The sequence below is a fragment of the Neptuniibacter sp. QD37_11 genome (genome assembly GCF_047778105.1).
Taxonomy (GTDB): Bacteria; Pseudomonadota; Gammaproteobacteria; order Pseudomonadales; family Balneatricaceae; genus Neptuniibacter.
In genome coordinates this window covers 95,765-118,475 of sequence record NZ_CP180552.1, presented here as the reverse complement: position 1 = coordinate 118,475, position 22,711 = coordinate 95,765, and the positions used below count along the sequence as shown (strand labels likewise).

At 45.7% G+C, this 22,711-nt stretch carries 23 protein-coding genes; 8 read left to right on the top strand and 15 right to left on the bottom strand.

Translation table 11 applies throughout. From position 1 onward, the window contains the following. The first annotated feature begins 40 nt into the window (after positions 1 to 40). The 3 genes from ACMXYT_RS00525 to ACMXYT_RS00515 all read left to right on the top strand — a co-directional run bounded on the left by ACMXYT_RS00525 (position 41) and on the right by ACMXYT_RS00515 (position 1,825). On the top strand, positions 41 to 427 hold the full coding sequence (locus ACMXYT_RS00525) for a hypothetical protein (RefSeq protein WP_415911733.1): 387 nt from the start codon (positions 41 to 43) through the stop codon (positions 425 to 427). A gap of 143 nt (positions 428 to 570) precedes the next feature. Continuing rightward, the gene (locus ACMXYT_RS00520) at positions 571 to 1,218 is read left to right on the top strand and encodes a HupE/UreJ family protein (RefSeq protein ID WP_415912212.1); all 648 of its coding nucleotides are present in this window, start codon (positions 571 to 573) and stop codon (positions 1,216 to 1,218) included. A gap of 10 nt (positions 1,219 to 1,228) precedes the next feature. Beyond that, on the top strand, positions 1,229 to 1,825 hold the full coding sequence (locus tag ACMXYT_RS00515) for a hypothetical protein (protein ID WP_415911732.1): 597 nt from the start codon (positions 1,229 to 1,231) through the stop codon (positions 1,823 to 1,825). A gap of 90 nt (positions 1,826 to 1,915) precedes the next feature. Here the strand turns inward: ACMXYT_RS00515 and ACMXYT_RS00510 are convergent, their stop codons facing one another. The 11 genes from ACMXYT_RS00510 to ACMXYT_RS00460 all read right to left on the bottom strand — a co-directional run bounded on the left by ACMXYT_RS00510 (position 1,916) and on the right by ACMXYT_RS00460 (position 13,343). Beyond that, positions 1,916 to 2,308, bottom strand: coding sequence for an EAL domain-containing protein (locus ACMXYT_RS00510; RefSeq protein WP_415912211.1), 393 nt, complete (start codon positions 2,306 to 2,308; stop codon positions 1,916 to 1,918). Then, the gene (locus ACMXYT_RS00505) at positions 2,305 to 2,601 is read right to left on the bottom strand and encodes an EAL domain-containing protein (RefSeq protein WP_415912210.1); all 297 of its coding nucleotides are present in this window, start codon (positions 2,599 to 2,601) and stop codon (positions 2,305 to 2,307) included. The genes ACMXYT_RS00510 and ACMXYT_RS00505 overlap by 4 nt, the downstream gene beginning before the upstream one ends. Before the next feature lie 81 nt (positions 2,602 to 2,682). After that, a complete protein-coding gene (locus ACMXYT_RS00500; protein WP_415911731.1) occupies positions 2,683 to 4,632 on the bottom strand; it encodes a diguanylate cyclase domain-containing protein in 1,950 nt (649 codons plus the stop codon). 183 nt (positions 4,633 to 4,815) lie between these two features. Next, positions 4,816 to 5,094 (bottom strand): type II toxin-antitoxin system RelE/ParE family toxin, encoded by a 279-nt coding sequence (locus ACMXYT_RS00495; protein WP_415911730.1) that lies wholly within the window; start codon positions 5,092 to 5,094, stop codon positions 4,816 to 4,818. Next, a complete protein-coding gene (locus ACMXYT_RS00490) occupies positions 5,091 to 5,375 on the bottom strand; it encodes a damage-inducible protein J (RefSeq protein ID WP_415904840.1) in 285 nt (94 codons plus the stop codon). The genes ACMXYT_RS00495 and ACMXYT_RS00490 overlap by 4 nt, the downstream gene beginning before the upstream one ends. A 354-nt stretch (positions 5,376 to 5,729) precedes the next feature. Beyond that, entirely contained in the window at positions 5,730 to 7,619 is a 1,890-nt protein-coding gene (locus tag ACMXYT_RS00485) for an AMP-binding protein (protein WP_415904839.1), read from the bottom strand. A gap of 90 nt (positions 7,620 to 7,709) precedes the next feature. Then, positions 7,710 to 8,600, bottom strand: coding sequence for a 3-hydroxyisobutyrate dehydrogenase (gene mmsB, locus ACMXYT_RS00480; RefSeq protein WP_415883055.1), 891 nt, complete (start codon positions 8,598 to 8,600; stop codon positions 7,710 to 7,712). Between the two features lie 92 nt (positions 8,601 to 8,692). After that, entirely contained in the window at positions 8,693 to 9,802 is a 1,110-nt protein-coding gene (locus tag ACMXYT_RS00475) for an enoyl-CoA hydratase/isomerase family protein (RefSeq protein WP_415911729.1), read from the bottom strand. Positions 9,803 to 9,813: 11 nt separating this feature from the next. Further along, positions 9,814 to 10,590 (bottom strand): enoyl-CoA hydratase, encoded by a 777-nt coding sequence (locus tag ACMXYT_RS00470; protein ID WP_415886476.1) that lies wholly within the window; start codon positions 10,588 to 10,590, stop codon positions 9,814 to 9,816. Positions 10,591 to 10,617: 27 nt separating this feature from the next. Then, entirely contained in the window at positions 10,618 to 11,775 is a 1,158-nt protein-coding gene (locus ACMXYT_RS00465; RefSeq protein WP_415902482.1) for an acyl-CoA dehydrogenase family protein, read from the bottom strand. Positions 11,776 to 11,849: 74 nt separating this feature from the next. Then, positions 11,850 to 13,343 (bottom strand): CoA-acylating methylmalonate-semialdehyde dehydrogenase, encoded by a 1,494-nt coding sequence (locus tag ACMXYT_RS00460; RefSeq protein ID WP_415902481.1) that lies wholly within the window; start codon positions 13,341 to 13,343, stop codon positions 11,850 to 11,852. A gap of 168 nt (positions 13,344 to 13,511) precedes the next feature. Between ACMXYT_RS00460 and ACMXYT_RS00455 the strand changes: the two genes are divergently transcribed. Together ACMXYT_RS00455 and ACMXYT_RS00450 are read left to right on the top strand one after the other, a co-directional pair. Beyond that, positions 13,512 to 14,423 (top strand): AraC family transcriptional regulator, encoded by a 912-nt coding sequence (locus ACMXYT_RS00455; protein WP_415895463.1) that lies wholly within the window; start codon positions 13,512 to 13,514, stop codon positions 14,421 to 14,423. A gap of 128 nt (positions 14,424 to 14,551) precedes the next feature. Continuing rightward, positions 14,552 to 14,890, top strand: coding sequence for a hypothetical protein (locus ACMXYT_RS00450; protein ID WP_415899690.1), 339 nt, complete (start codon positions 14,552 to 14,554; stop codon positions 14,888 to 14,890). Between the two features lie 57 nt (positions 14,891 to 14,947). On the opposite strand, the gene ACMXYT_RS00445 is transcribed toward ACMXYT_RS00450, so the two are convergent. Continuing rightward, positions 14,948 to 15,259 (bottom strand): hypothetical protein, encoded by a 312-nt coding sequence (locus tag ACMXYT_RS00445; protein ID WP_415899689.1) that lies wholly within the window; start codon positions 15,257 to 15,259, stop codon positions 14,948 to 14,950. Positions 15,260 to 15,620: 361 nt separating this feature from the next. Beyond that, on the bottom strand, positions 15,621 to 16,352 hold the full coding sequence (locus tag ACMXYT_RS00440; protein WP_415911728.1) for an SDR family oxidoreductase: 732 nt from the start codon (positions 16,350 to 16,352) through the stop codon (positions 15,621 to 15,623). A 252-nt stretch (positions 16,353 to 16,604) separates the two neighbouring features. Between ACMXYT_RS00440 and ACMXYT_RS00435 the strand changes: the two genes are divergently transcribed. After that, the gene (locus tag ACMXYT_RS00435) at positions 16,605 to 16,946 is read left to right on the top strand and encodes a hypothetical protein (protein WP_415899688.1); all 342 of its coding nucleotides are present in this window, start codon (positions 16,605 to 16,607) and stop codon (positions 16,944 to 16,946) included. 398 nt (positions 16,947 to 17,344) lie between these two features. Next, complete coding sequence (locus tag ACMXYT_RS00430; RefSeq protein WP_415911727.1) at positions 17,345 to 18,655, top strand: DASH family cryptochrome; 1,311 nt, start codon at positions 17,345 to 17,347, stop codon at positions 18,653 to 18,655. On the opposite strand, the gene ACMXYT_RS00425 is transcribed toward ACMXYT_RS00430, so the two are convergent. Beyond that, positions 18,652 to 20,088: a diguanylate cyclase gene (locus ACMXYT_RS00425; protein WP_415899686.1), complete on the bottom strand. Its 1,437-nt coding sequence runs from the start codon at positions 20,086 to 20,088 to the stop codon at positions 18,652 to 18,654. The genes ACMXYT_RS00430 and ACMXYT_RS00425 overlap by 4 nt on opposite strands. A gap of 380 nt (positions 20,089 to 20,468) precedes the next feature. Between ACMXYT_RS00425 and ACMXYT_RS00420 the strand changes: the two genes are divergently transcribed. Beyond that, positions 20,469 to 20,903, top strand: a complete 435-nt coding sequence (locus ACMXYT_RS00420; protein ID WP_415899685.1) for a DUF6746 family protein — start codon at positions 20,469 to 20,471, stop codon at positions 20,901 to 20,903. Between the two features lie 114 nt (positions 20,904 to 21,017). On the opposite strand, the gene ACMXYT_RS00415 is transcribed toward ACMXYT_RS00420, so the two are convergent. After that, a complete protein-coding gene (locus ACMXYT_RS00415; protein ID WP_415911726.1) occupies positions 21,018 to 22,691 on the bottom strand; it encodes a methyl-accepting chemotaxis protein in 1,674 nt (557 codons plus the stop codon). Positions 22,692 to 22,711 lie beyond the last annotated feature (20 nt).

Below are 22,711 nucleotides of genomic sequence, written 5' to 3'. Positions count from 1 at the left end.
GAATCGAGATAATTCAATATCACCAGTGTTTGAACCGTCAATGATACGCCAAGGCCTGACATCTAACGTAACACGCGTAGCAGTAATCGCTTTACTGCTCGTGGCGACGTTGTGCCGCGCGAGTTGGGCCGTTCAAATATCTCAGCACGATAGCGCTCCTGAGGCTGACCCTTGGCAAGTCGCTTTAGAACATGGGCACTACCATCCACCCGAACTCGACCATATGCACGATGAATCGTCTGGTATTTCCGAAGACGATCATCCCTTTATCCATACGGTCATGGCGCTCGATCACCAAGTATTTATCATCGCATACCCTGAGCGCCCTCAGGTTGATGCTCAAAGTACTTACCCAACGCTTACTTTAAATACCTTACCTCCCTATCAAAGAGATCTATATCGCCCTCCGCGGCGCAATTTAGGTTAGATATCGATCGCGCATAGCGCTTTAAAATCTGTATTAACTTTGAATGGAGTACTGGTATGAATCCAGGCTTTTCATCTGCCCTACATTCCTTCTGGAAAGGTAGCCTTATCTCTGTGGCTACGGTTCTAGTGGTGCTTGTTAGTATGGGGCTATCTACACAAGCTTTTGCTCATGGTGTCGCCGAAGGTGATGCTGTGTTTATCGAAAGCGCCAGTGGCATGCAGTTATTACCCTTTATTTATTTGGGTGCCAAACACATGGTCACGGGCTACGATCACTTACTGTTCCTATTTGGTGTCATCTTCTTTCTATTTAGAATGAAGGATGTTGCCATCTACGTAACATTATTCGCTGTAGGACACAGCGTAACCCTGCTTTACGGGGTGCTCAGCGAAACTCACGTAAACCCCTATATCGTTGATGCGATTATTGGTTTGTCCGTTGTGTACAAGGCACTTGATAACCTTGGCGCATTTCGAAGATGGTTCGGTTTTCAGCCAAATACTAAGGCTGCCGTTCTAATTTTCGGCTTCTTCCACGGCTTTGGTCTGGCAACAAAACTGCAAGACTTCACTCTGTCGGAAGATGGTTTAGTGGCAAACATATTAGCTTTCAATGTCGGTGTGGAAATCGGCCAAATGTTAGCTTTGGCAGGTATTCTGATTGCCATGAACTTCTGGCGAAAATCACCTTCGTTTAATCAACACGCATTCTTTACCAATGCAGTCCTAATGACACTGGGCTTTATGCTCATTGGTTTTCAATTAACGGGCTATTGGGTTACTGCATAGGAATTTCATCATGAACGATATTTCAAACATCAATAACGACGGTTTACCGTCAACAAAGAGCCTTATCAAAGCGACTATTGCAGCGTTCGTAGCGGGCACCGTCATTTTAGTCACCACAATCCTTCCTGCTGAATATGGCGTAGACCCAACAAGTATGGGCAAGGTTTTGGGTTTGAATGTACTAAGCCAAGCGCATGCTACCGAGCCAGAAGTACCCGAGGAAGCATCACAGGCTAACAATGCTGTAAGCATTGAAAATCCGCTCTGGAAAGGCGACACAGAACCTCGTAGTGATACGATGAAGATAACGCTGATGCCTCGACAAGGAGCCGAAATAAAATCCCCAATGAACACGGGTGATAACTTTGTGTTTACCTGGACTGCAGAAGGCGGATCGGTTTACTTCGATATGCATGGGGAAGTACCCAATGCAGGTAAAGATGAATTTACTAGCTATTGGATTGGTAAAAACCAACAGCAAGCAAGTGGTAATTTCACCGCGCCATTCAAAGGAACCCATGGCTGGTATTGGCAAAATACCAGTGACGCTCCGGTCACGATTACGCTGAATACCCATGGTTTCTATGGCGAGCTTTATATGCCTTAAATGTAAGTAGATTTAACTGATCTCTACATGGAAAGAGGGCCTTATATAGGCCCTCTTTTTGGTTAATCCCATTGCATTTTAATGAGCCTTTTAGGAAATAGACTCCGCTTCTGATAACTGAACCAGCTTGGGTTTTCCATAAAAATAACCTTGTGCTGCTTCGCATCCAAGCTCAGCTAACACTTGCGCCTGCTCCTCAGTTTCTACGCCTTCCGCGATAACAGTCAGACCAAAGGCATCAGAGAGAGAAATAACTGATTTGATAAGAGAGTAATCTGCCCCTGTCTGTTGCAAATTCGCTACAAAGCCACGATCAATTTTAAGGAAATCAACGGTGAAACGTTTCAGGTAAGCTAATGAAGAATATCCTGTTCCAAAATCGTCCAGTGAAATACGAATTCCCATCTCTCGTGCACGCTTTAACCATCTTAGATTCTCAGGCGAGTCCGAGAGGAAAACACCTTCTGTTAACTCTATGATCAAATGCTGAGGCGATAATCCATAATCGGCCAATCGTTAACAACCCAATCAAGCGATAAACGATCTGGGATTTGATGTGACGACACATTAACCGTGAAATACAGATCAGCAGAAGCCGAGTCTTTAAGCAATTGGCTAAAGCCTTGAGCCGCTTTATTAAATACAACTTCAAAGAGAGGCTGAATCAATCCGAACTCTTCAGCGTTACGAATCGACTGCTCTACAGATACTTTCTGATTGGTTTGCTCGGGCCACCTCATCAGCGCTTCGTAGCCGCGGATGGAATGATCGGAAATATTGACGATTGGCTGGAGAGCAACACACAGTTCTGCATTTTCTATTACGTTGCTGAGTTCTAACTCTATAGATCTAGAAGATCAGATCTCTTTTGCCATCTCAGTATTGAAGAATCGATACTGACCTCGTCCTGACTCTTTAGCTTTATACATCGCCATATCAGCATGACTAAGCAGCTCGTCCTCATCACGGCCATCATCAGGGAATACCGCTATGCCAATACTCGTACAGGTACGAATTTCGTGCTCATGGATGTGAATAGGTCTGCCCAAAGAGGTAACTATTTTTTCTGCGACAGTGCTTATATCTGTCACATTATCCACATCAGATAAGATTACGATAAATTCATCACCACCCAAACGCGCAACTACATCTGAATCCCGAATAGTGGTTTGCAACAGTTCAGATACTTTCTGCAACAACAGGTCGCCAATCGCATGACCAAGCGTATCGTTAATCCTTTTGAAGTGATCTAAATCTAGAAACATCACCGCACTCTTTCTTAATTCTCTGCGACTGCGCTGTAGTTCTTGCTTTAAAAGTTCATTGAGTAAGGTTCGATTAGGCAGTCCTGTTAATTGATCATAGTTAGCCCGATATTTAATCTCATCTTCAGCTGCTTTCTTCTGGGTAATGTCACTGAAAATAGCCAAATACTCTTCAACCTGACCATGATCGCCCTTTAAAGCAACAATCGTTTGCCACTGGACATAGAGCTCGCCGTTTTTCTTACGATTATGAATTTCACCCTGCCAGGAACCTTCGGTTTCCAAGGCCGCGTACATGATTTGATAAAACGCTTTATCATGCTTCCCAGAACTGAGTATCGATGCGTTCTGTCCTAAAATTTCATCTTCTTCATACCCTGTAATTTGCGTGAAAGCAGGGTTAATCATTTTTACATTGGCGTATGCGTCCGCAAGAAGTATCGCTTCTGAGGCGGAGTTAAAAATAGCTTCTGCTTTACGTTGCCGCTCAGCTGCTTCCTTTCTTTCCGAGACATCACGCGCGAAACCAACCGTTCCTATGACTTTATCGTGATGAACTACAGGCGATTTAAACGTTTCTATCCAGATTCTTTGGCCTTCAGATTCAACTTTCTCTTCAACCATTTTGCCTTTGGCTGAATTAATAACTTTTAGATCATCTATTCGATATTGATTGGCCAGATCTGTAGGCCAAACATCAAAGTCTGTTAGCCCTTCAACTGACTCTGGATCGTGCTTTCCACACGCATCGGCAAAGGCTTTATTAACCGATAAAAATTGACCATCATTATTTTTCAACCAAATAAGAAAAGGGAAATTATCCAATAAAGAGCGCATCCTCTGATGAGCGATTTCTAGTTTCTCTTTTTCCTGTAAACGCTCAATCTCAAGCCGCTTCAAAGTAGTGGACATAGTGTTGAAGGCTTGAACAGTTTCAGACAACTCATCGTTGCCACGCACGGGCAGTTTGAATCCAAGATTACCTTCTCTGATTTTGTTCGACGCTAGAGTCAGCCCCGTTAACTGATTAGTTAAATAGACCCCTAGTAAGGCAGAAAATGCTGCAACGAGAACAATCTCAAATACAGCAAGGGAGACAGTCTGATTGATCGCACTATTAAGGAGGTTAGCCATGTAGCCTTGGTCAATACCAAACTGGACGTAACCCGAAATTTGTCCGGAAACTCTAATAGGTAGGGTTCTATGCAAAGTTTCAGATGAAATAAAAAAGTCGCTTGCTGTTTGCTCATCTAGCAGCCAGCTTTCAACGAGAATGTTGTAGTCATTATCCCAAAAACGAACATACGCTAGCTCTTGAGTCTTTATGATGTTATCCGCCAAAGATTGCAAGGTAGCTATATCATAAGAAATGATAGCATCCTCGCTGGCCGCCAACATCAGTGACTCAGTGAGTTTAACTTTGCGTTGTGCTTCTTCTTGGTTGGAATCTCGAAGTATAGAGATAACATTGAGCGTCAGAATCCCCAGGAGGACAAGCTCTATAATTGCTACCCCAAGGATGGTTTTAGTACGAAACTTCATTTATCCCTACTAAACAGAAAAACTAAAGTAACCATGCTAATACATGGCAACGATAGAAATCATTAACCTCGGTCAGTATGTAGGTGCAACTGTTCAATTCAGCTTTTCCTCTAGCGTTAGCGTCCAAAAAGGCAAAGCCGGTCTCTAGCCCCGCTGGGATATCTTGCCTTAGCTGAATGATTATTAAACAATTGGAAACTTTTGCTTTTGGTGTAGGACTCGCATAACGCGAACAGAACCACCATCTACCCAATAGGATATGATCATGGAGATTTCGGGGATGATTAGTAGCCGGCCACGTATTCCTTCACGTTTAACGCCCATTAGCGGTTGTTCTAAGAGGTTTTCTACTTTGGCTTCGATTAGCTCATCGGTTTTTTCAGCAGCGTTTGGGTTAAAGTCGTAAAGATATTCAAAGATCTTTTCTCGGTCGTTCAGTGATTCTTCTTCCCATAGAATCATCGCTTGTCCCTGTTACGAATTTTGGCTTTTCGTGCTTCCATACGTGCTTTCGCAGAGTCATGATCTACAAAAACAGCCTCACCAGCATCTAGCTTATCAAATGCTTGGTTTACCTCTTCGGTTAACCATGCATCATGAGATTGCACCTTACGTTGTTGCTCAGCTAGCTGTTCGGTTAACTCACGGCAAGCATCACTCAGCGTTCGCCCTTGGCTCTCAGCCATCTGCTGCGCCAGGCGTTTTATTTCTTCATCGACGCGAAATTGAATTCGAGTGTCCATAATAGACTCCTACAATAACGTACACACAAATGTTAGCACTAGACTAAAAATTGAGCAATTCATGAAGAACATGGGTGAATAACTAGACGCTATAACAGCTAGAACGCAACTATTAACTACTTAGTTTTTTCTCTAGTCACTAGCTACTCAAAGCCTTTCCCTCTAGGCGCAGCCGTCCTCTAGCCACGCAGTGGCGTCCTGATTTTTCTCTAGCCGCGAAGCGGCGTCCTGCCCCTAAACAAAAAAACCGGCACATGCGCTAAGTACATGGCCGGTAAGAGAGCAGAATCTGAAAAATAGGTGGGATAGCTCCTAGTGGAAGAAACTATCCCTGTGGGTAATTTTTCTTGGGGGTTAAATGGCGCCTCGCGCTTCGATTAATGCTTCTATCTCAGGAAGAATTGAGGCGTCATCGATGGTTGAGGGCATTTTATACTGCTCTTTAGCTGCAATCTTACGCAGTATCGCGCGCAGGATTTTGCCTGATCGTGTTTTAGGCAAACGTTGCACTACGATTGCGCTTCTAAAGCAAGCAAGGGCACCTACTTGTTCACGGACCATCTGTACCAGCTCCGTTTGTAGTTGCTCTTCTTCGATCTGTTCACCGGCTTTTAGCACGATCAAACCAACAGGCAGTTGGCCTTTGAGCTCGTCGTTTACGCCGATCACAGCGCACTCGGCTACTGCAGGGTGAGCAGAAACAACCTCTTCCATTTCACCTGTGGATAAACGGTGACCGGATACGTTGATCACATCGTCGGTACGGCCGGTGATGTAGATATAGCCATCGTCATCTTTAAAGCCGCCATCGCCGGTGTGGTAGTAACCCGGGAAGGCTTCTAGGTATGAGCTAACGTAACGGTCGTTATTATTCCAGATGCTCCAAGCAACGCCCGGTGGCATCGGCAATTTCACGCAAATATTGCCCGCTTCGCCGTCTTCGACTTCGTTACCATCGCCATCCAATACACGGATGTCGTAGCCTGGAATTGGTTTATTGGTAGAACCTAAGCGCGCTTCAGATGGATTGTCCCAACCCATCATCGGAGCCGTCATCGGCCAACCGGTTTCGGTCTGCCACCAGTGATCGATCACTGGCACTTTCAACAGGTCAGACAACCAGTGGAAAGTTGAGGAATCTAGCTTTTCACCTGCAACAAACACCCACTTCAGGCTGTTTAGATCGTATTTGTGAGACAACGCACCTTCTGGGTCTTCTTTACGAATCGCTCGGAAAGCGGTTGGCGCACAGAACATAGAGTTAACTTTGTACTCTTCGATTACGCGCCAGAACGTGCCTGCATCCGGTGTTTTGATCGGCTTACCTTCAAAGAAGATCGCACTACAACCGCCCATAAGCGGGCCGTAAACGATGAAGGAGTGACCCACAACCCAACCGATATCGGACGCGCCCCACCAAACATCACCCGGGTGCATGCCGTAAACGTTATTCAGGGCATAGCTTAGCGCCACCGCATGACCGCCATTATCACGGACGATCCCTTTGGGCTGGCCGGTAGTGCCGGAGGTGTAAAGGATATAAAGCGGGTCAGAACCTTTAACCGGTGTGCATGGCGCAGGCTCGACACCTTCCTGAACTTCAATCCAGTCCAGATCGCCATCACGATCCATATCGGCTTTAACCATCGCTCGCTGGAACACAATAGTGTGCTCTGGCTTGTGCTCGGCCAGATCGATCGCTTTATCCACCAGCGGTTTATAGGCAATGGTTTTATCAAACTCGATACCGCAAGACGCGGTAAGGATCATCTTCGGATTAGCGTCATCGATACGAATCGCCATCTCTGCAGGAGCAAAGCCACCGAATACCACCGAGTGAATCGCACCCAAGCGAGCGCAGGCCAGCATAGCCACGGCTGCTTCAGGAATCATCGGCATGTAGATTAGAACCGTATCGCCTTTCTCGATGCCTTGAGCTTTTAGGGCTCCGGCAAAACGGGCAACACGATCGAGAAGCTGGTTGTAAGTAATAGCCTCTTTTTTACCGGCAGCAGGGGAATCGTAATACAGCGCAACCTGCTCACCACGGCCATTTTCCACATGGTAATCCAGCGCTAAATAAGCGCTGTTCAGCTCACCATCGGCGTACCAGCTGTAGGTACCAAAATCTGTTTTTGTAAGGGTCTTTGTCGGCTTTTTGAACCAAGAAATACGGTCAGCCTGATCCGCCCAGTAAGCTTCGGTGTTCGCCAAAGCCAACTGATACTCATGATTGTATCCCATCGAATCAACCTCAATTATTTTTGTTTTAGGTTGGAAAGTCCTGCCAGCACGCATCAACTGGCAGGTTTCGCTTATCTGTGGATAAGTTTTTTACTGGTCTTGGTAAAGACGAAGAACGCTGGAGAAGTCCAACCCGCCGTTACCGTTGGCTTTGTGCAGATTGAACAGTGCACGTGCCTGCGAACCCATTGGAGTTGGGGACGCACTTTGTTGGCTTAGCTCCATCGCCAAACCTAAATCTTTGAACATTAGATCGACTTGGAAACCGCCTTGATAATCGTTAGAAGAAGGTACGCCTTCCATCACACCTGGGAACGGGTTGTAAACCTGTAGTGACCAGTTGTTACCGGAGCTCTGCTTCATAATTTCAGATAGCACTGCTGGGTCTAGGCCGTTCTTCACACCCATGTTTAGGGCTTCAGATGTACCTGTCATTAGGATCGCTAGCAGCATGTTGTTACACGCTTTAGCGACCTGGCCTGCGCCGTTGCTACCAGCGTGGAAGATGTTTTTACCCATGCACTCAAGCACAGGTTTTGCTTTAGCGAACTGCTCGTCAGATGCGCCCACCATGAATGCTAGCGTGCCTGCTACCGCACCACCTACACCGCCAGATACCGGCGCATCGATAAAGTTGATACCGCGCTCGGCACCAACTGCTGCAACCTGCTTAGCAGTTTCGGCATCGATCGTAGATGAGTCGATAATTAGTGCACCGTCAGCAACCACATCAAACAGTGGCGCATCACCAGACACCATCAAACCTTCAACATGCTTACCCGCTGGCAGCATTGTGATAACAAACTCAGCATCTGTTGCTGCATCTACGGCTGTCGCAGCAGCTTGGCCACCTTCAGCCACTACTTTGGCAATTGCATCTTGAGACAGGTCGAATGCTTTTACTGAATGACCCGCTTTAACAAGGTTGATCGCCATTGGACCACCCATGTTACCTAAACCTATAAAACCGATAGTCGCCATTTCTCTAGTCCTGTTATTGTTATAACTAGTTGTTATACATCGTTGTTTTATCTGGATGCTTAACGCTGCATCCCATCTTCATTGCCCACGCCTTACAAATTGGCGAGTGGGTTCTCCTGTCCGTCGCCTTTCCAAGGTGACTCAAAAAACTCAGCTACTTTTGCCTGATCGACCTCTGCCAGTGTTGGATAGGTCCACTGCGGCTTGCCATCTTTATCCACAAGCAGCGCTCGCACGCCTTCTGGGAATTCACGATGACTGCAGCACTGCACAGACAGAATAATCTCGGCACAGAACACCTCTTTCAGGGACATCTGATCGGTGCGTTCTAGTTGCTGTTTGATCAGGTTGATCGCCAGAGGACTGCCATGGCCGATCGCTTTCTGGGAGCGATTGATCCACTTGTCGTCGCTTTCAACCGCCAACAGTGCAGAGACAATCTCTTCAACGCTGTCGTGATCGGTAATCTTCTGGATAAAGTCGTAATGCTGTTGAATCGGGGACTCCGATTTGAACTGCGGTTGCGACTGTTCTTCTACAACCCGTAACACGCGGTTTACGGCAGCTGTTGCACAGCCATCCCAGTTTTCCGCTTGTAGCCCTTCAACCATGTTCTGGCGTAGTTCATTCGCAACAAAGCGATCTGCCAAGCCAAGGAACAACGCATCAGCAGCGAACATTGGGTTACCCGTCAGACCTAGGAACAGACCTGTACGACCCGGCATGTGATTCAAGAACCAGCTACCACCTACATCTGGGTAAAGGCCGATCGTTACTTCTGGCATCGCCAAATGAGAGCTTTCAGTCACGATACGGTGGCTACAGCCGTTCATTAGGCCCATGCCGCCGCCCATCACAATGCCCGCACCCCAACAGATAATTGGTTTTGGATAAGTGTGGATGGTGTAATCCAGCGTGTACTCCCGGGTGAAGAAATCTTCTGGAAAGGAAGCATCGCCCTCACCGGTCATCGCCTTGTAAAGATTGACGACATCGCCACCGGCACAAAACGCTTTCTCACCGGCGCTATCCAGCAGGATCGCCACGACAGAATCGTCTGTTTTGCACTCATCCAGTTTTGGCTGGATCAGGTCGATCATCTCCAAGGTCAGCGCATTCAAAGAGCGCTCGGCATTCAGACTGATCTCTACAATCTTCTTGCCGTCTTGGGTTGGGTATTCGTTAAACAGTACGCAGCTCATCAATCAGTCCCTTATTGGTTTTTCCACTCAGGTGCACGCTTATCTAGGAATGCGTTCACACCCTCTTTCTGATCTTCGGTGTGGAATAGATCAACAAACAGTTCGCGTTCTAGACGGTAACCGGCATCCCAGTGATGAGTGCGGTTGTTCTGAATCAGTTGCTTACACGCCGCGATCGCCGTTGGACTTTGTTTTTCTACCGCTTTTGCCAACTCCATCGCCTTGTCGTAAGCCTGACCTTGTGGAACTAGCTCTTCAACTAAACCGATACCTTTAGCTTGTGGCGCTTTGATACGCTCGCCACAAAGGATCATGCGCTTAGCCCAGCCTTCACCCACCAGCATGGTTAGGTTCTGCGTACCGCCAGCACATGGCAGTAGACCAACGGTCGCTTCTGGCAGAGCCATCTGTGCTTGCTCTTCGGCAACGCGAATATCACAGGCTAACGCGACTTCTAAACCGCCACCCATGGCAAAACCGTTGATCGCTGCTATAGATACACCGCGGAATTTAGATAAGCTTTCAAAAGCACGTCCAAACTGGCTCGCCATTTCTCGTGCCATCGCACGATCACCATCGGCAAACAGGTTTAGATCGGCACCGGCTGAGAAGAACTTCTCGCTCGTAGAGCGCAGTACCAAAGCATAGATCTGTTTGTCTTGGTTTAGCTCGTCAACAATAGTGACTAAACCCGACAGACTCTCTTCGGTCCAAGTGTTGGCCGGAGGATTATTCATGGTGATAACGGCGGTATGACCGTGTTTTTCTACAATCAATTTATCTGTCATAGCTTTCTCCAATTCTGTCCTACCGGATCACACAAGATCCGCTGCATCTTCCATTAATACTCGACGAGCAATAATGACACGCATAATTTCGTTAGTACCCTCAAGGATGCGGTGCACGCGGTTATCACGTAGGTAGCGCTCCAATGGGTACTCTTTGATATAGCCGTTGCCGCCAAAGATCTGCAGAGCTTCGTCAGCAATGTTAAAACCAACATCAGTGGCAAAGCGTTTTGCCATCGCGCAGTACGCCGTTTTATCGGCATGGCCTGCATCCAGTTTCGATGCTGCCAAACGTACTAGCTGTCTTGCTGCCACAAGCTCAGTCGCCATATCTGCCAACTTGAACTGCAACGCTTGGAAGTGCGCTAGCTCTTTACCAAACTGCTTACGCTCATGCAGATAGTCACGCGCTTTGTTCAACGCCGCTTGTGCAGTACCAATCGAGCAAGTCGCGATATTGATACGACCACCATCAAGGCCTTTCATCGCAATTTTGAAGCCGTCACCTTCATTGCCCAGTAGAGCAGATGCCGGTACTACCACGTCCTCAAAGGTAATCATTCGTGTCGGCTGACTGTTCCAGCCCATCTTTTCTTCTTTACGGCCGTAAACGATGCCTTCGCTCTTAGCATCCACCGCAAAAGCAGAGATCCCTTTTGGTCCCTCTTCACCGGTACGTGCCATCACCACAAGCACATCGGTACTACCGGCACCGGAGATAAAGATCTTGCTGCCATTTAGGATGTAGTTATCACCCTCACGACGTGCCGTAGATTTAAGCGATGCGGCATCGGAACCGGCATTTGGCTCGGTTAAGCAGTAAGACGCTAATTTCAGACCGGCGGTTAGATCTGGGCACCAGTGCTCACGGGTTTCCTGATTACCAAAATCGGCAATCATCCACGCGGCCATGTTGTGAATCGTGATAAACGCAGTGGTCGAGGTACAACCCATCGCCAACTGCTCAAAGATAATGCTGGCATCTAAGCGGCTCAGGCCTAGACCACCAACATCTTCCGGTGAATACAGGCCACAAAAGCCCATCTCACCTGCTCGACGCAGCACATCAACAGGAAAAATCTGTTTTTCATCCCACTCAGCTGCATGGGGCTCAAACTCATTTTGCGCAAAGGCACGGGCCATATCGGCGAATGCAATCTGATCTTCATTCAGCTCGAAATCCATTGCTCTCTCCTTAGGTGGAAAGAGGTCACGCAACCGTGCCTCTTTCTCGTTATTGTTCTGTTCGTAACAACTGATTACTTCAACTGGATCGTTGTGTTCACGCCAGTATCGATATCATCTTCAAACCAACGTGCTGTCACAGTCTTAGTCTCGGTGTAGAACTTAACCGCTTGCTTACCGTAAGCGTGCTGGTCACCGTAGAAAGACTTTCTCCAACCAGTGAAAGAGAACATTGGTAGAGGCACTGGTACTGGTACGTTGATACCAACCTGACCTACTTTGATCTCGTGCTGGTACTTACGTGCTGCTGCACCAGAAGAGGTGAACATGGAAGTACCGTTACCGTATGGGTTCTCGTTGATCAGCTCGATCGCTTCTTCCAAGGTATCTACTTCAAGTGCGATCAGCACAGGACCGAAGATCTCTTCTTGGTAGATAGACATATCACGCGTTACACCGCGGAACATTGTTGGGCCAACCCAGTTACCGTCTGGGTAACCATCAACTACACATTCGCTACCATCGAGAATACATTCTGCACCAGCGTCTTTACCTTCTTGGATGAAGTTAAGAACACGCTCACGCGCCTGTGGATTAATTAGTGGGCCGTAACCTGCTTTTGGATCATCCCACGCACCAGGCTGTACTTTGGCTAGGGCATCGCGTACTTCTGGGATCCACTCGCGTGCTTCACCAACGAATACCGCAACAGAGATCGCCATGCAGCGCTGACCTGCCGCACCAACAGAGGCACCGGCAATGCTGTTAACAACTTGGTTTTTAGACGCATCCGGCATAACCACCATGTGGTTCTTCGCACCAGCGAATGCCTGTACACGTTTCATTTTGTCAGTACCTGTACGGTAGATGTGCTCACCTACAGCCACAGAACCTACGAAGGAGATTGCTGGCGTATCTTTGTGAGTAAGCAGCTGGTTTACCGCATCTTTTGTACCGTGAACAACTTGTAATAGACCGTCTGGCGCACCCGCTTCTTTGAATAACTCAGCTAAACGCATTGGCGTTAGTGGATCTTGCTCAGATGGCTTAAGTACGAAGGTGTTACCGCAAGCAATCGCCATTGGGAACATCCATAGAGGGATCATTGCTGGGAAGTTGAATGGTGTAATACCAACACATACACCTAGTGGCTGAGTGATGCTGTAGCAATCGATCTTACGCGCTACGTTTTCAACTGTTTCACCCATAGATAGAGAAGCGATGTTACAAGCGTGTTCTACAACTTCGATACCACGCCAAACGTCACCTTTCGCATCTTCAAATGTTTTACCTGTTTCCTGAGCAAGAAGTGTAGCTAACTCATCGTGGTTCTCTTTTAGCAGATGCTGGTAACGCAGCATCAGACGAGCACGCTCGCCTACAGGTGTTTCTTTCCAATCTTCAAACGCAGCTTTGGCAGCTTCTACTGCTTGATCAACTTCTGCAGCTGTTGCGCAAGGAACCTGTGCAATCACTTCCTGCGTAGCAGGGTTAGTTACTGGAAGCAGGGTCTGTGATTCACTCTGAATAAATTCGCCGTTGATAAGTAAAGGTACTTGCTGTGTCATTCTCTGATACCTGTATTTCTTGTTGTAGTTGTATTGTTTTACGTCGCGTTCAAACTCAATAACTCTGTTTTATCATGCAGCCTAGCAATTCAAGATTGATAATCTTGTCCAATTGATGGACTATATTGTTATCGTATAAGTAATTACCCTAATACATAGGTCGTAGCTATGAGTAGCCCATCCAACTGGCCCCTACCCCCTGAGAGCATTCGCTTTGTCACCCCAAGGCGCGTGGTAGCTGAATTAGCGCAGAATCCGCTAAGCCAGGGCCTGTATCCTCTAGGTATGGGCTACTATCGCGAAGCCAGCGGGCATCACATGGAAAGGATGGAACATGACGATTATCTAATGATCTATTGTTTGGACGGTGAAGGTGAAGCAGTACTTAATGATAAGAAGGTTAGAGTCAAAGCCGGTGATATATTGCTGATTCCTAAAGGAATAGCCCACACCTATAAAGCGCGACAAAAACGCCCCTGGACTATCTATTGGGTGCACTTTCATGGCCACCAAGCCGCTGATTTTGTGGCACATTTGGAGCAACGCGAGTCCCCGCAAAGGCAGTTTATTATTCCCATCGGTATTCACTCGCGCCTTGCCAGCGATTTTGAAGCGCTCTTAGAAGCCCGCGAATCCACCTACAACCTCAATGCCTATATCTGTGCAGCAAACCAACTTCGGCAAATACTCAGCCATATCGCCCTGCTACAACCACTGGCACGGCAAAAGCTATCAAGAGCAGGCTTGGATATAGAACGCGTTCACAGCTTGATGCAGACCCATGTTCACGAGCAACTGGACTTAGATACGCTTGCCGAAAGCGTTAACCTGTCGAAATTTCACTTTGTGAAAAAATACAAAGAGATCACCGGCACCACCCCTATCAACCACTTTATCCAGCTCAAGATAGAGCGCGCCTGTCATCTTCTAGATACCACCACCAACAGCATCAACGAGATCTCTTTTGCCGTGGGTTATGACGATGCTTACTACTTCTCTAGGATCTTTAAGAAACTAATGGGGTTATCGCCGAGTCAGTATCGGAAGATGCGGACAGGGGCTTTTCCTTATCGTAGTTAAAAGGCAGGACGCCTGATACAGACCTCATTGTTGATTTAATTCTATGGGATGCTTTGCTAAAGCGCGTTTTAGCACTATACCTATAAAAAGGAGACCTTTTCACGCTATTAGCTGGTTAGGGCATTCAGATGGAAATGCTAATTAAAGATTATATTGAAGATAGAATTGTGTTCTATTGGCAAAATAAGAAGGCACAGCGTATCAGTCCAATATTTCCTTGTCTTCAACATGCCAAAGAATGGCTAATTGATCATTACGTTTGTAGGTATAAAGGAACGGAAAGGCGATGTTCAAAAATCGACAGACGTAGTTTTCATAAACAAAGTGCATATTTGGAATTACAACGTAATCCATACACTCAAGGAAGAAGGATAACTGACAGAGAACTAAAAGCTGAGATTGACCTAGCTAATCAGAAAATTTCATTATTGATACTGGACAGTTTAAGCCTTTCAGAGAAAGGATAGCCTTTGACAGCATTTACAAGATAAATCGTAGGTATGAAAATCATTTCTTCGAAATAATTACTTAAACTGTTTTATCTTCTCTACAAATAGATCAATTTCTACAGATACGGGCTTATCTGATGCTCTCCGCCCCTGAGGGTTGTGCCTAGAGAAATTGTGCTTATCCATTTTATTTCTTTTTTCATGATTTGAACGCCTATCTATCGTCGTCTTACGACGTTCTTCACCTTCATACAATGAATACAAGTGTTGTTTCCACCATTCCTCAGCATGTTGGATACTATGAAAGATAGGACTTACAGGCGTTATATTTTTATCGGCCCAATAAAATACGATTTCATACTCGACAAAATCTTTTACTAATTTCATGAAGTTATATATCTAGCTTTAAGAATTTACATGGAGATGAGGGAGAGCAGGCATTAACGCACTATTTACCACATACATTTCGGGCTATGTTATGGGCTCTTAGCACAACAGTCCATTTGGTCGGTTTAAATCGCTGACCCAGATCAAATCATAAAGTAATAATAGAAGAGAATTTCAAAAACCGTTAAAGCAAGTAAGGTGTAATAGCGGAGCATATTACACAAACTCATAATATCGATGGTGTAATAAGCTGCGCGGCTAGAGGACGGGTTCGCTCAGAGGCAAATCATTGTTACAGGGCTGGCTTCTGATTTGTGCCAAGAGCGAATATAAAGGTATTTATGGGTAGCGTTCTTAACAGCTATTTACCACCGGCAATATCAATGAAAGACCCTGTTACATAAGAAGCCTCGTCTGATAGCAACCAAGCTATCGAATTCGCCACTTCTTCTGCGGTGCCTCCTCGTTGCAATGGAATTTGGGAGCTTAGTCTTTGAACACGATTTGGCTCGCCACCATCGCTGTGCATATCGGTATAAATAAAACCTGGGCGAACAGCATTCACTCGAATACCTTGCGATGCAACCTCCAGCGACAAGCCTTTTGTTAAGCTATCCATTGCACCTTTTGATGCTGCGTAATCAACGTATTCATTAGGGGAACCTGTTTTTGAAGCTATGGAGGACACATTGACAATAGCTCCGCCGTTTTTCATGCGCCTGACTGCTTCACGACAGCACAGAAAGCAACTCGTGACATTGGTCGAAAGGATCTTTTCAAAACGTTCCACGCTCAAATCAGCCAAGCGAGATTGAGTAAACAAAATTCCAGCATTGTTAACCAGATGAGTAACCGCTCCTAGCTCTGTTTCCGTTGCGTCGAATAAGCGAATGACTTCACTTTCCATTGAAACATCTGCGACAAACGCAAATGCTCGGCCACCGTTTGAGTTTATTTCAGTAACCACCGCTTCAGCTTCCTCTGAACGGCTCCGATAATTAACACAAACCAAGTAGCCTTGGGACGCTAATAGCTTGGATGTAGCGGCACCAATACCTCGACTACCACCCGTTACGATTGCGACATTATCCATAGAGCACCTTTCCTACATAACAATTTAATATCGAGGAAAATTAAACAAATCTTGCATTCAAGTTTACTGGCAAGACAGCCCTTATGCCTCATCACTTTCCGTTTTAAAAACACTTAGGGTGGATTTAGATCTTTCCTCTAGCCGCGAAGCGGCGCCCTCTAGCGAAGCGTCCTGAATTGTATTTAAGCTGATCTCTTTCAAACTCAGCGCCGTACATTTTTTAAACAACAATAAAAAACATAGGTGGACGCTATGAACACATTTGAATTAGAAGGTTGGCATAAATCACAGGGCCAGAACAAATCTGAACCTATTGGCCTTATTAGATTTCGAGTGAGTGAGAATGCTCACCTTAAGCTTGAACGGCTGGAAGAAACCCTTTTACATGAGGGCAAATCTGAAGCCTACATTCCTGTTGAGAACGATATTGAGATTGAGACACCTGCAGAGGTTGATCATGTTAACCAATGGAAAGTCAGAGTATTTTTAAGCCGAAATGAGGACCCAAGAGGTATGTTTCATCTTGTAGGTGAACAAGCTAAAGATGGCAGCTTGGTTTACTCAAACTCAGTAATGGTAGATCAACTCGGATAATCCCTTACGGCAGGCTCAATCTGCTCCTAGTTTGTTGATTTAGTTACAGCTCGGATGGTTTAAGTTAGCGATTACAAACGACGCGCCTTCTGAGGTGAGTGGGTTATCAGGGTTATATAAAAATTCCACTCGCCCTGTTTCTAGAAAGGTCGAGAAAACAGCATTGTTCACATGCCCTTGTCTGTATCACCATATCTCAATTTATCGTAAGCCTGAAATGGGAAATCAGAATAGGTCAGGTTTTCTTGTTTAGTCTCTGGCATTTCACTTACCTCTTAGTACTTCGACAACTCTACTAGCAGACGGTAGGACGGGTCTAACAGCTTAACGTAATACTCCTTACATATTGAACCTTTTCCCCAAGCAAACCGTAAGCATCCTCATATCAGGAGAGGATAATGAAAACAGCTGTTATTTGGTTTACCCAAGATCTACGTATTGCCGACAACCCAACTCTGCAAGCTGCAAGTTCTGCCGATCAGCTTGTTTGTATCTATTGTGTCGACCCAAGTTGGTTCAGACCAAGCGCACAGCAGGCTAAACCAGTGGGGAAAATGCGTTGGCGCTTTATTTGGGAATCCATTACCGCACTAGGAAAGTCACTCGCATTGCAGGGTCACAAGCTGCACGTCCTATCAGGCCCGCCTCAGCAAATAGTTTCGGAGGTATTAGCCGAAACTGCCGTTTCTGATCTGTACCTGTCCCGACGATTTGGCTTGTACGAGAATCGCCAACTAGAACAGATTAAACAACAACATAGCAATCTGAATATCCATGAGATTGATAGTTACACACTATTTGATCAGCAGAGTATTATGCCGCTGCTGAATACCCTACCTTCCAGCTTTTCAGCTTTTCGCCGTCAGGCTGAGAAGATAAAGATAAGCACACCTTGTGACTTTAGCGCCTTACCCCCCTCCCTTGCTTATCAACACAGATCGCCTTTTAAATTAGAAAAGTTGATAAATACCAAGCACTTGGATTTCAAGGGCGGTGAAACCAAAGCAGATCAGCACTTGAGTAACTATTTTTCATCTACCTTGCCTAAACACTATAAGGACAGTCGAAACCATATTGATGACTGGCAAAGCTCCACGAAGTTTTCTGCTTGGTTAAATCAGGGCTGCATATCACCCAGACAGATCGTCATAGCTTTAAAGGATTATGAAACTAAACATGGCAAAAACCCTGGTACAGACTGGATTTTCGTAGAACTTCTATGGCGAGAGTTCTTTCAATGGCTAGCTCTGCAAATAGGAAAAGATCTTTATACGTTTAAAGGGCTAAGCACTTCTCAACCGCTTACCAGCTTTTATCCCGAACTGTTTAAAGCATGGACAGAGGGCAAAACACCATGGCCTTTAGTCAATGCCTGTATGCGGCAGCTAAAAGAAACTGGCTATTTATCTAATAGGGGTAGGCAGATAGCTGCCAGCGCTTTAGTCAATGAGCTCTGCGTGGACTGGCGCTATGGCGCAGCATGGTTTGAAGAGCAACTGATTGATTATGATGTCGCTAGTAACTGGGGTAATTGGCAATACATCGCAGGCGTGGGAGTGGATAGCCGTGGAGGCAGACACTTCAATATCGAAAAACAAACTGAGATCTATGACCCCGATGGCTCGTTTCAAAAGCGTTGGGCAGGATCAGAAGCATACACACAGATCGACCATCAAGATCCGACTGGTTGGCCTATAAGTATCAGTTAGCTATCTGCCTGTTGAACCCTATTACGGCCATCGCTTTTCGCTTGGTATAGCGCTTTATCAGCTCTCTTCAAAAGGGAGGTTATCGTGTCACCTCCTCTAGGGATAGCAAGCCCAAGACTAGCTGTACCTTGGCCTACCGTTTCAAAGTCATGTGTCGCAATTTTCTGACACAATTTTTGGGCAATGGCATGCACGCCATCTACATCAGTTTCTGGGCAGATCACAATAAATTCATCCCCACCCCAACGCCCAACATGATCTGTTTTTCTAATGCCATCACGCAGAGTCGCAGCGTACTCTTTTAAAACATCATCACCCACATGATGACCAAATGTGTCGTTAACTTGTTTGAAGTTGTCGACATCAATCATGATTACACCAAAATCATGCTGATAACGCTCCGATCGATAGATTTCGTTTTGTAGAATTTCATCTATCTTTGCGCGGTTATAAAGGCCAGTGAGCTTATCGGTTGTTGCAAGCTCCTCGAGTTTAATTTGCGCTTTTATCAGCTCTTCTAGGGCTATCTGAGCATGTTTATTGGCCTTACTCAGCCTCCAATATAGATAAGAAAATACAGCGATCAAAATTAAAACTGCGAATAAGATTAGTGCAAGTAGCGCGTAATCTATTTCCGTTTTCACATCCACGGCAAGCCACTTTTTATTGATCCGTTCCTGATCATCGGGCGATAGGCTACGTGTGAGCTTTTCAAAAATACTGAGTAGTTCTGGCTCATCGTTACGGGTCGCAGCACCTAGCCCGCCATAAGATGGAAGCTCCCCGCCAATCTTTAATCCAGTGACGCCTTCAGTTTTAAGGGCGTATGCAATGATGGGCCAACTATCAATGTAACCGTATGCCTCGCCTTTATTCACTTTCTCGAATCCTTCCTTACGGTTTTTAACGACCAATATTTTCACTTTGGGAAAGGCTTCCGGTAGGTTTTCAATCGCGGCATAACCTTTGGGTAGCGCGAAGGTTTTATGCATCTCCTGAGTAAAATCGGGATTCGGCGTCACTGTATCTTTAACCGCTACAGCCAAGGGAAAGTTAAGATAAGGCGGCGTAAAATTTAGATACACCTCTCGCTGTTTAGTCTTTTTAGCTGCCGAAATCAGATCGCATTTCCGTGTCCGGACGGCTTCGAGTGTTTCATTCCAAGTAGAGGTCGGATACAAAAAAATAGGAATCCCAATCCTTTTTTGAAATATATTGAAATAGTCTGAAGTGATACCAAAATGTTGCCCTCGGTCCGATATTTTCTCATAAGGCATCCAGTTTGGATCAATACATAGCTTTAGCTGCTTTTTGGTTTCGAGATAAGCTTTCTCTTGCTCTGTAAATTCAAGCTGATGAGTGGCAGCAACTGCCCCATTGAACATCGCAAGTGATATGAGAAAGACTGTGATGATGAATTTGATCACTTCCACACTAACTGTTTTCCCAATAAAAATAGACAACTTTATTTTCGAACATTCATACAAGAATAGTCCTGGTTAGTCAGTTTTAAAAGCAAGCATAATTCAATTAAAAATCAAGCTAACCTCAAGGATAATAAGGCCTTTCTGTTTATCTCTTTTCATAAATTTAGGTAGTAATTAGAGGTCGTTTCAAACACTCACTCTTCGTGAGCACTTTTGACTCCTGCCCCGGCATCAGATGCCGATTCCACTGCCTTCCAGCTTGTATATAGATCTGCGACCCGAATTATTGTAATGCTAATCACTATCATTTATATTGCGCCTCTCGTTAGCATTGAATAGCACCGCGATGTTTAACCTTCTGATTAACTGAGTGCTGGAGAATCACAATGAAAAAACTAGCAGGACTATTTTTTGCTCTTGTATTTGCCGCTTCCGCTCAAGCAAGTGGCGTGTCTGATGGTAAACCTGTGCAGCACCTTAAAATCGCTGATATTTCCTCATTGAGCGATGCAAAAACCGTTTTCATTGAGAAAACGTTGGAGATGAAAGGTAAGCAGAAGCTGGATGCAGAAGAATTGCATGAAATTCACATCATCACTTACTCACTAGAGAAAAGCGTTGCCTACTTTGCTGAGCAATCTACAGGTAGTGACAAAGAGTTGATGGAAAAAATTGCTGTAGTTGTTGAAGAAGTTCACCTGAACTCAGAAAACAACCGCAAGGACGAAACAAAGAAAGAGCTAGATACATACTTCAAACTAGCAAGCGAGTTTATCTATAACTCTTGGGATAACAGCATCGCGCAGAAAGCAGCTAAGTAAGTTAGACCTAGTTGCAATGGAAGGCGCGTATTGACGATGAGCTAGCACTCACAATACGCGCCTCTAATAAACTCTACATATCTTCCTGTTCTCTAGCTGCTCAGCTAGTTCATATTAAAACAGCTCAACATCTCCAGCCGTCGTAGCCATTTGGCCCTTGCTTTCCCCACCTTTAAAGCTATTCAATAGTTGCTTAAGGTGCACCGACATCTGCGCCAGATCACCATTACTCGATGTACTTTGCATTGCTGAATCCATCACATGAGATACCGCATTTTTAGTACTGCATATATTGCTTTGGATCTGCTGAGTGACCTCATTTTGATGATTCGCCGAATCGGCAATGGTGTGGTTGATATGGTTCATATCTTCGATGCGTTCCTGCATCTGGAAGATATGGGTATTCGCTTTTTCCGTTAACGCTACAATCCCCATTACCTGCTTTTGGCTGTATTGGATCTCGTTGGATACCTGGGTCGCAGCTGAATTGATCTGGTTGGTTGATAGTCTAATCGATTCGGTTGCTTCAGCGGTGCGCTGTGCCAGATGACGGACTTCGCTCGCTACGACAGAGAAGCCTTTACCATGTTCGCCCGCACGTGCTGCTTCGATAGCTGCATTCAATGCCAATAGCGTAGTCTGATCGCTGACTTCGGTGACAAATTCCAAAATATTATTGATGCCGGTAATCTGCTTTTGCAGTTGTTGCATCTCTTGATCGTTGCGCTGACTGCTGTGGTGTAGCTCGGTCACTGTGCCGTCGATCTCAGCCATGATCTCAGACGTAGCAACCGTCGCTTGTTGCGCATTCTCTGCCGATTTGAGGGCTTCGGTGGCTTTTAGAGCGATCTCACGCGCTGATTGCGCTAGCTGATCGATCGAGCTGCTAATTCGTAAAATCTCTTCCTGCTGTTTACCCACCAACGTTTTCACTTCACTGGTGTTTTGCGTAGATGCCAAGGTATTTTCTGACAGCAGATCCGCTGCTTGATCGATTTCGTGGGTAATTGCAGTGAGGTTATCAATAAACTGATTGAACCACGTTGCCATCTCACCCAGTTCGTTTTGTTGTTTATATTCCAAACGCTTACTGATATCCGCTTCACCGGAAGCAAGCTGCTCCAACATACCAGAGCACTGTTTTATCGGGGTGATAACAGTACGCAGCAGGATATAGGTAAAGGCGATAAGAATAGAGAAACCTGCAAGGCTACCGAGAATAATGATCCACTGCTCTTGTTGTTTCAGCACCTGTTCGGCCTGAGCAAACGCCTCCTGCTTTTTCGCTCTCACCAACATTGCCACATTCGCCATCTGTTGCTCTGGCACCGTAAACGCGCCATCCAGATATTGATCCGCAGTACGAGCAGGCTCCCGATCAGCTAACTGATAAACCGGTAGGGCAGTACGGTATTTTTGGCCTAACTGGACATGACTTGCAGCAAGCTTATTGAGTGACTCTGTCACTTTAGGAAAGCTAGCACCTTGCTCGCCTACGGCTTTTATCTTCTTTTGAAAATCTCTTTCAAAGGTGGTGAAGCGATCCAGATAGAGGTTGTACTTCTGTTTGTTTTTGCCACGAATAAGCAGGTTCTTCCAAGCTTCATTTTGCTGTAGGAGCACCATCTGTAGTTGCTCGGTATCTTCCAGCATAGTTTGGTAAAAGTTGTTCAGTTGCTCTTGTTTGCTGATATATGACCGATAGTTAAGCGACATCGACAAGCCAATGGCAAACATACAGATCATCGCGATGGAAAACAGGCAAAGCATTTTCAGCTTTAGGCTCATGACTACTTCCAGACTATTGT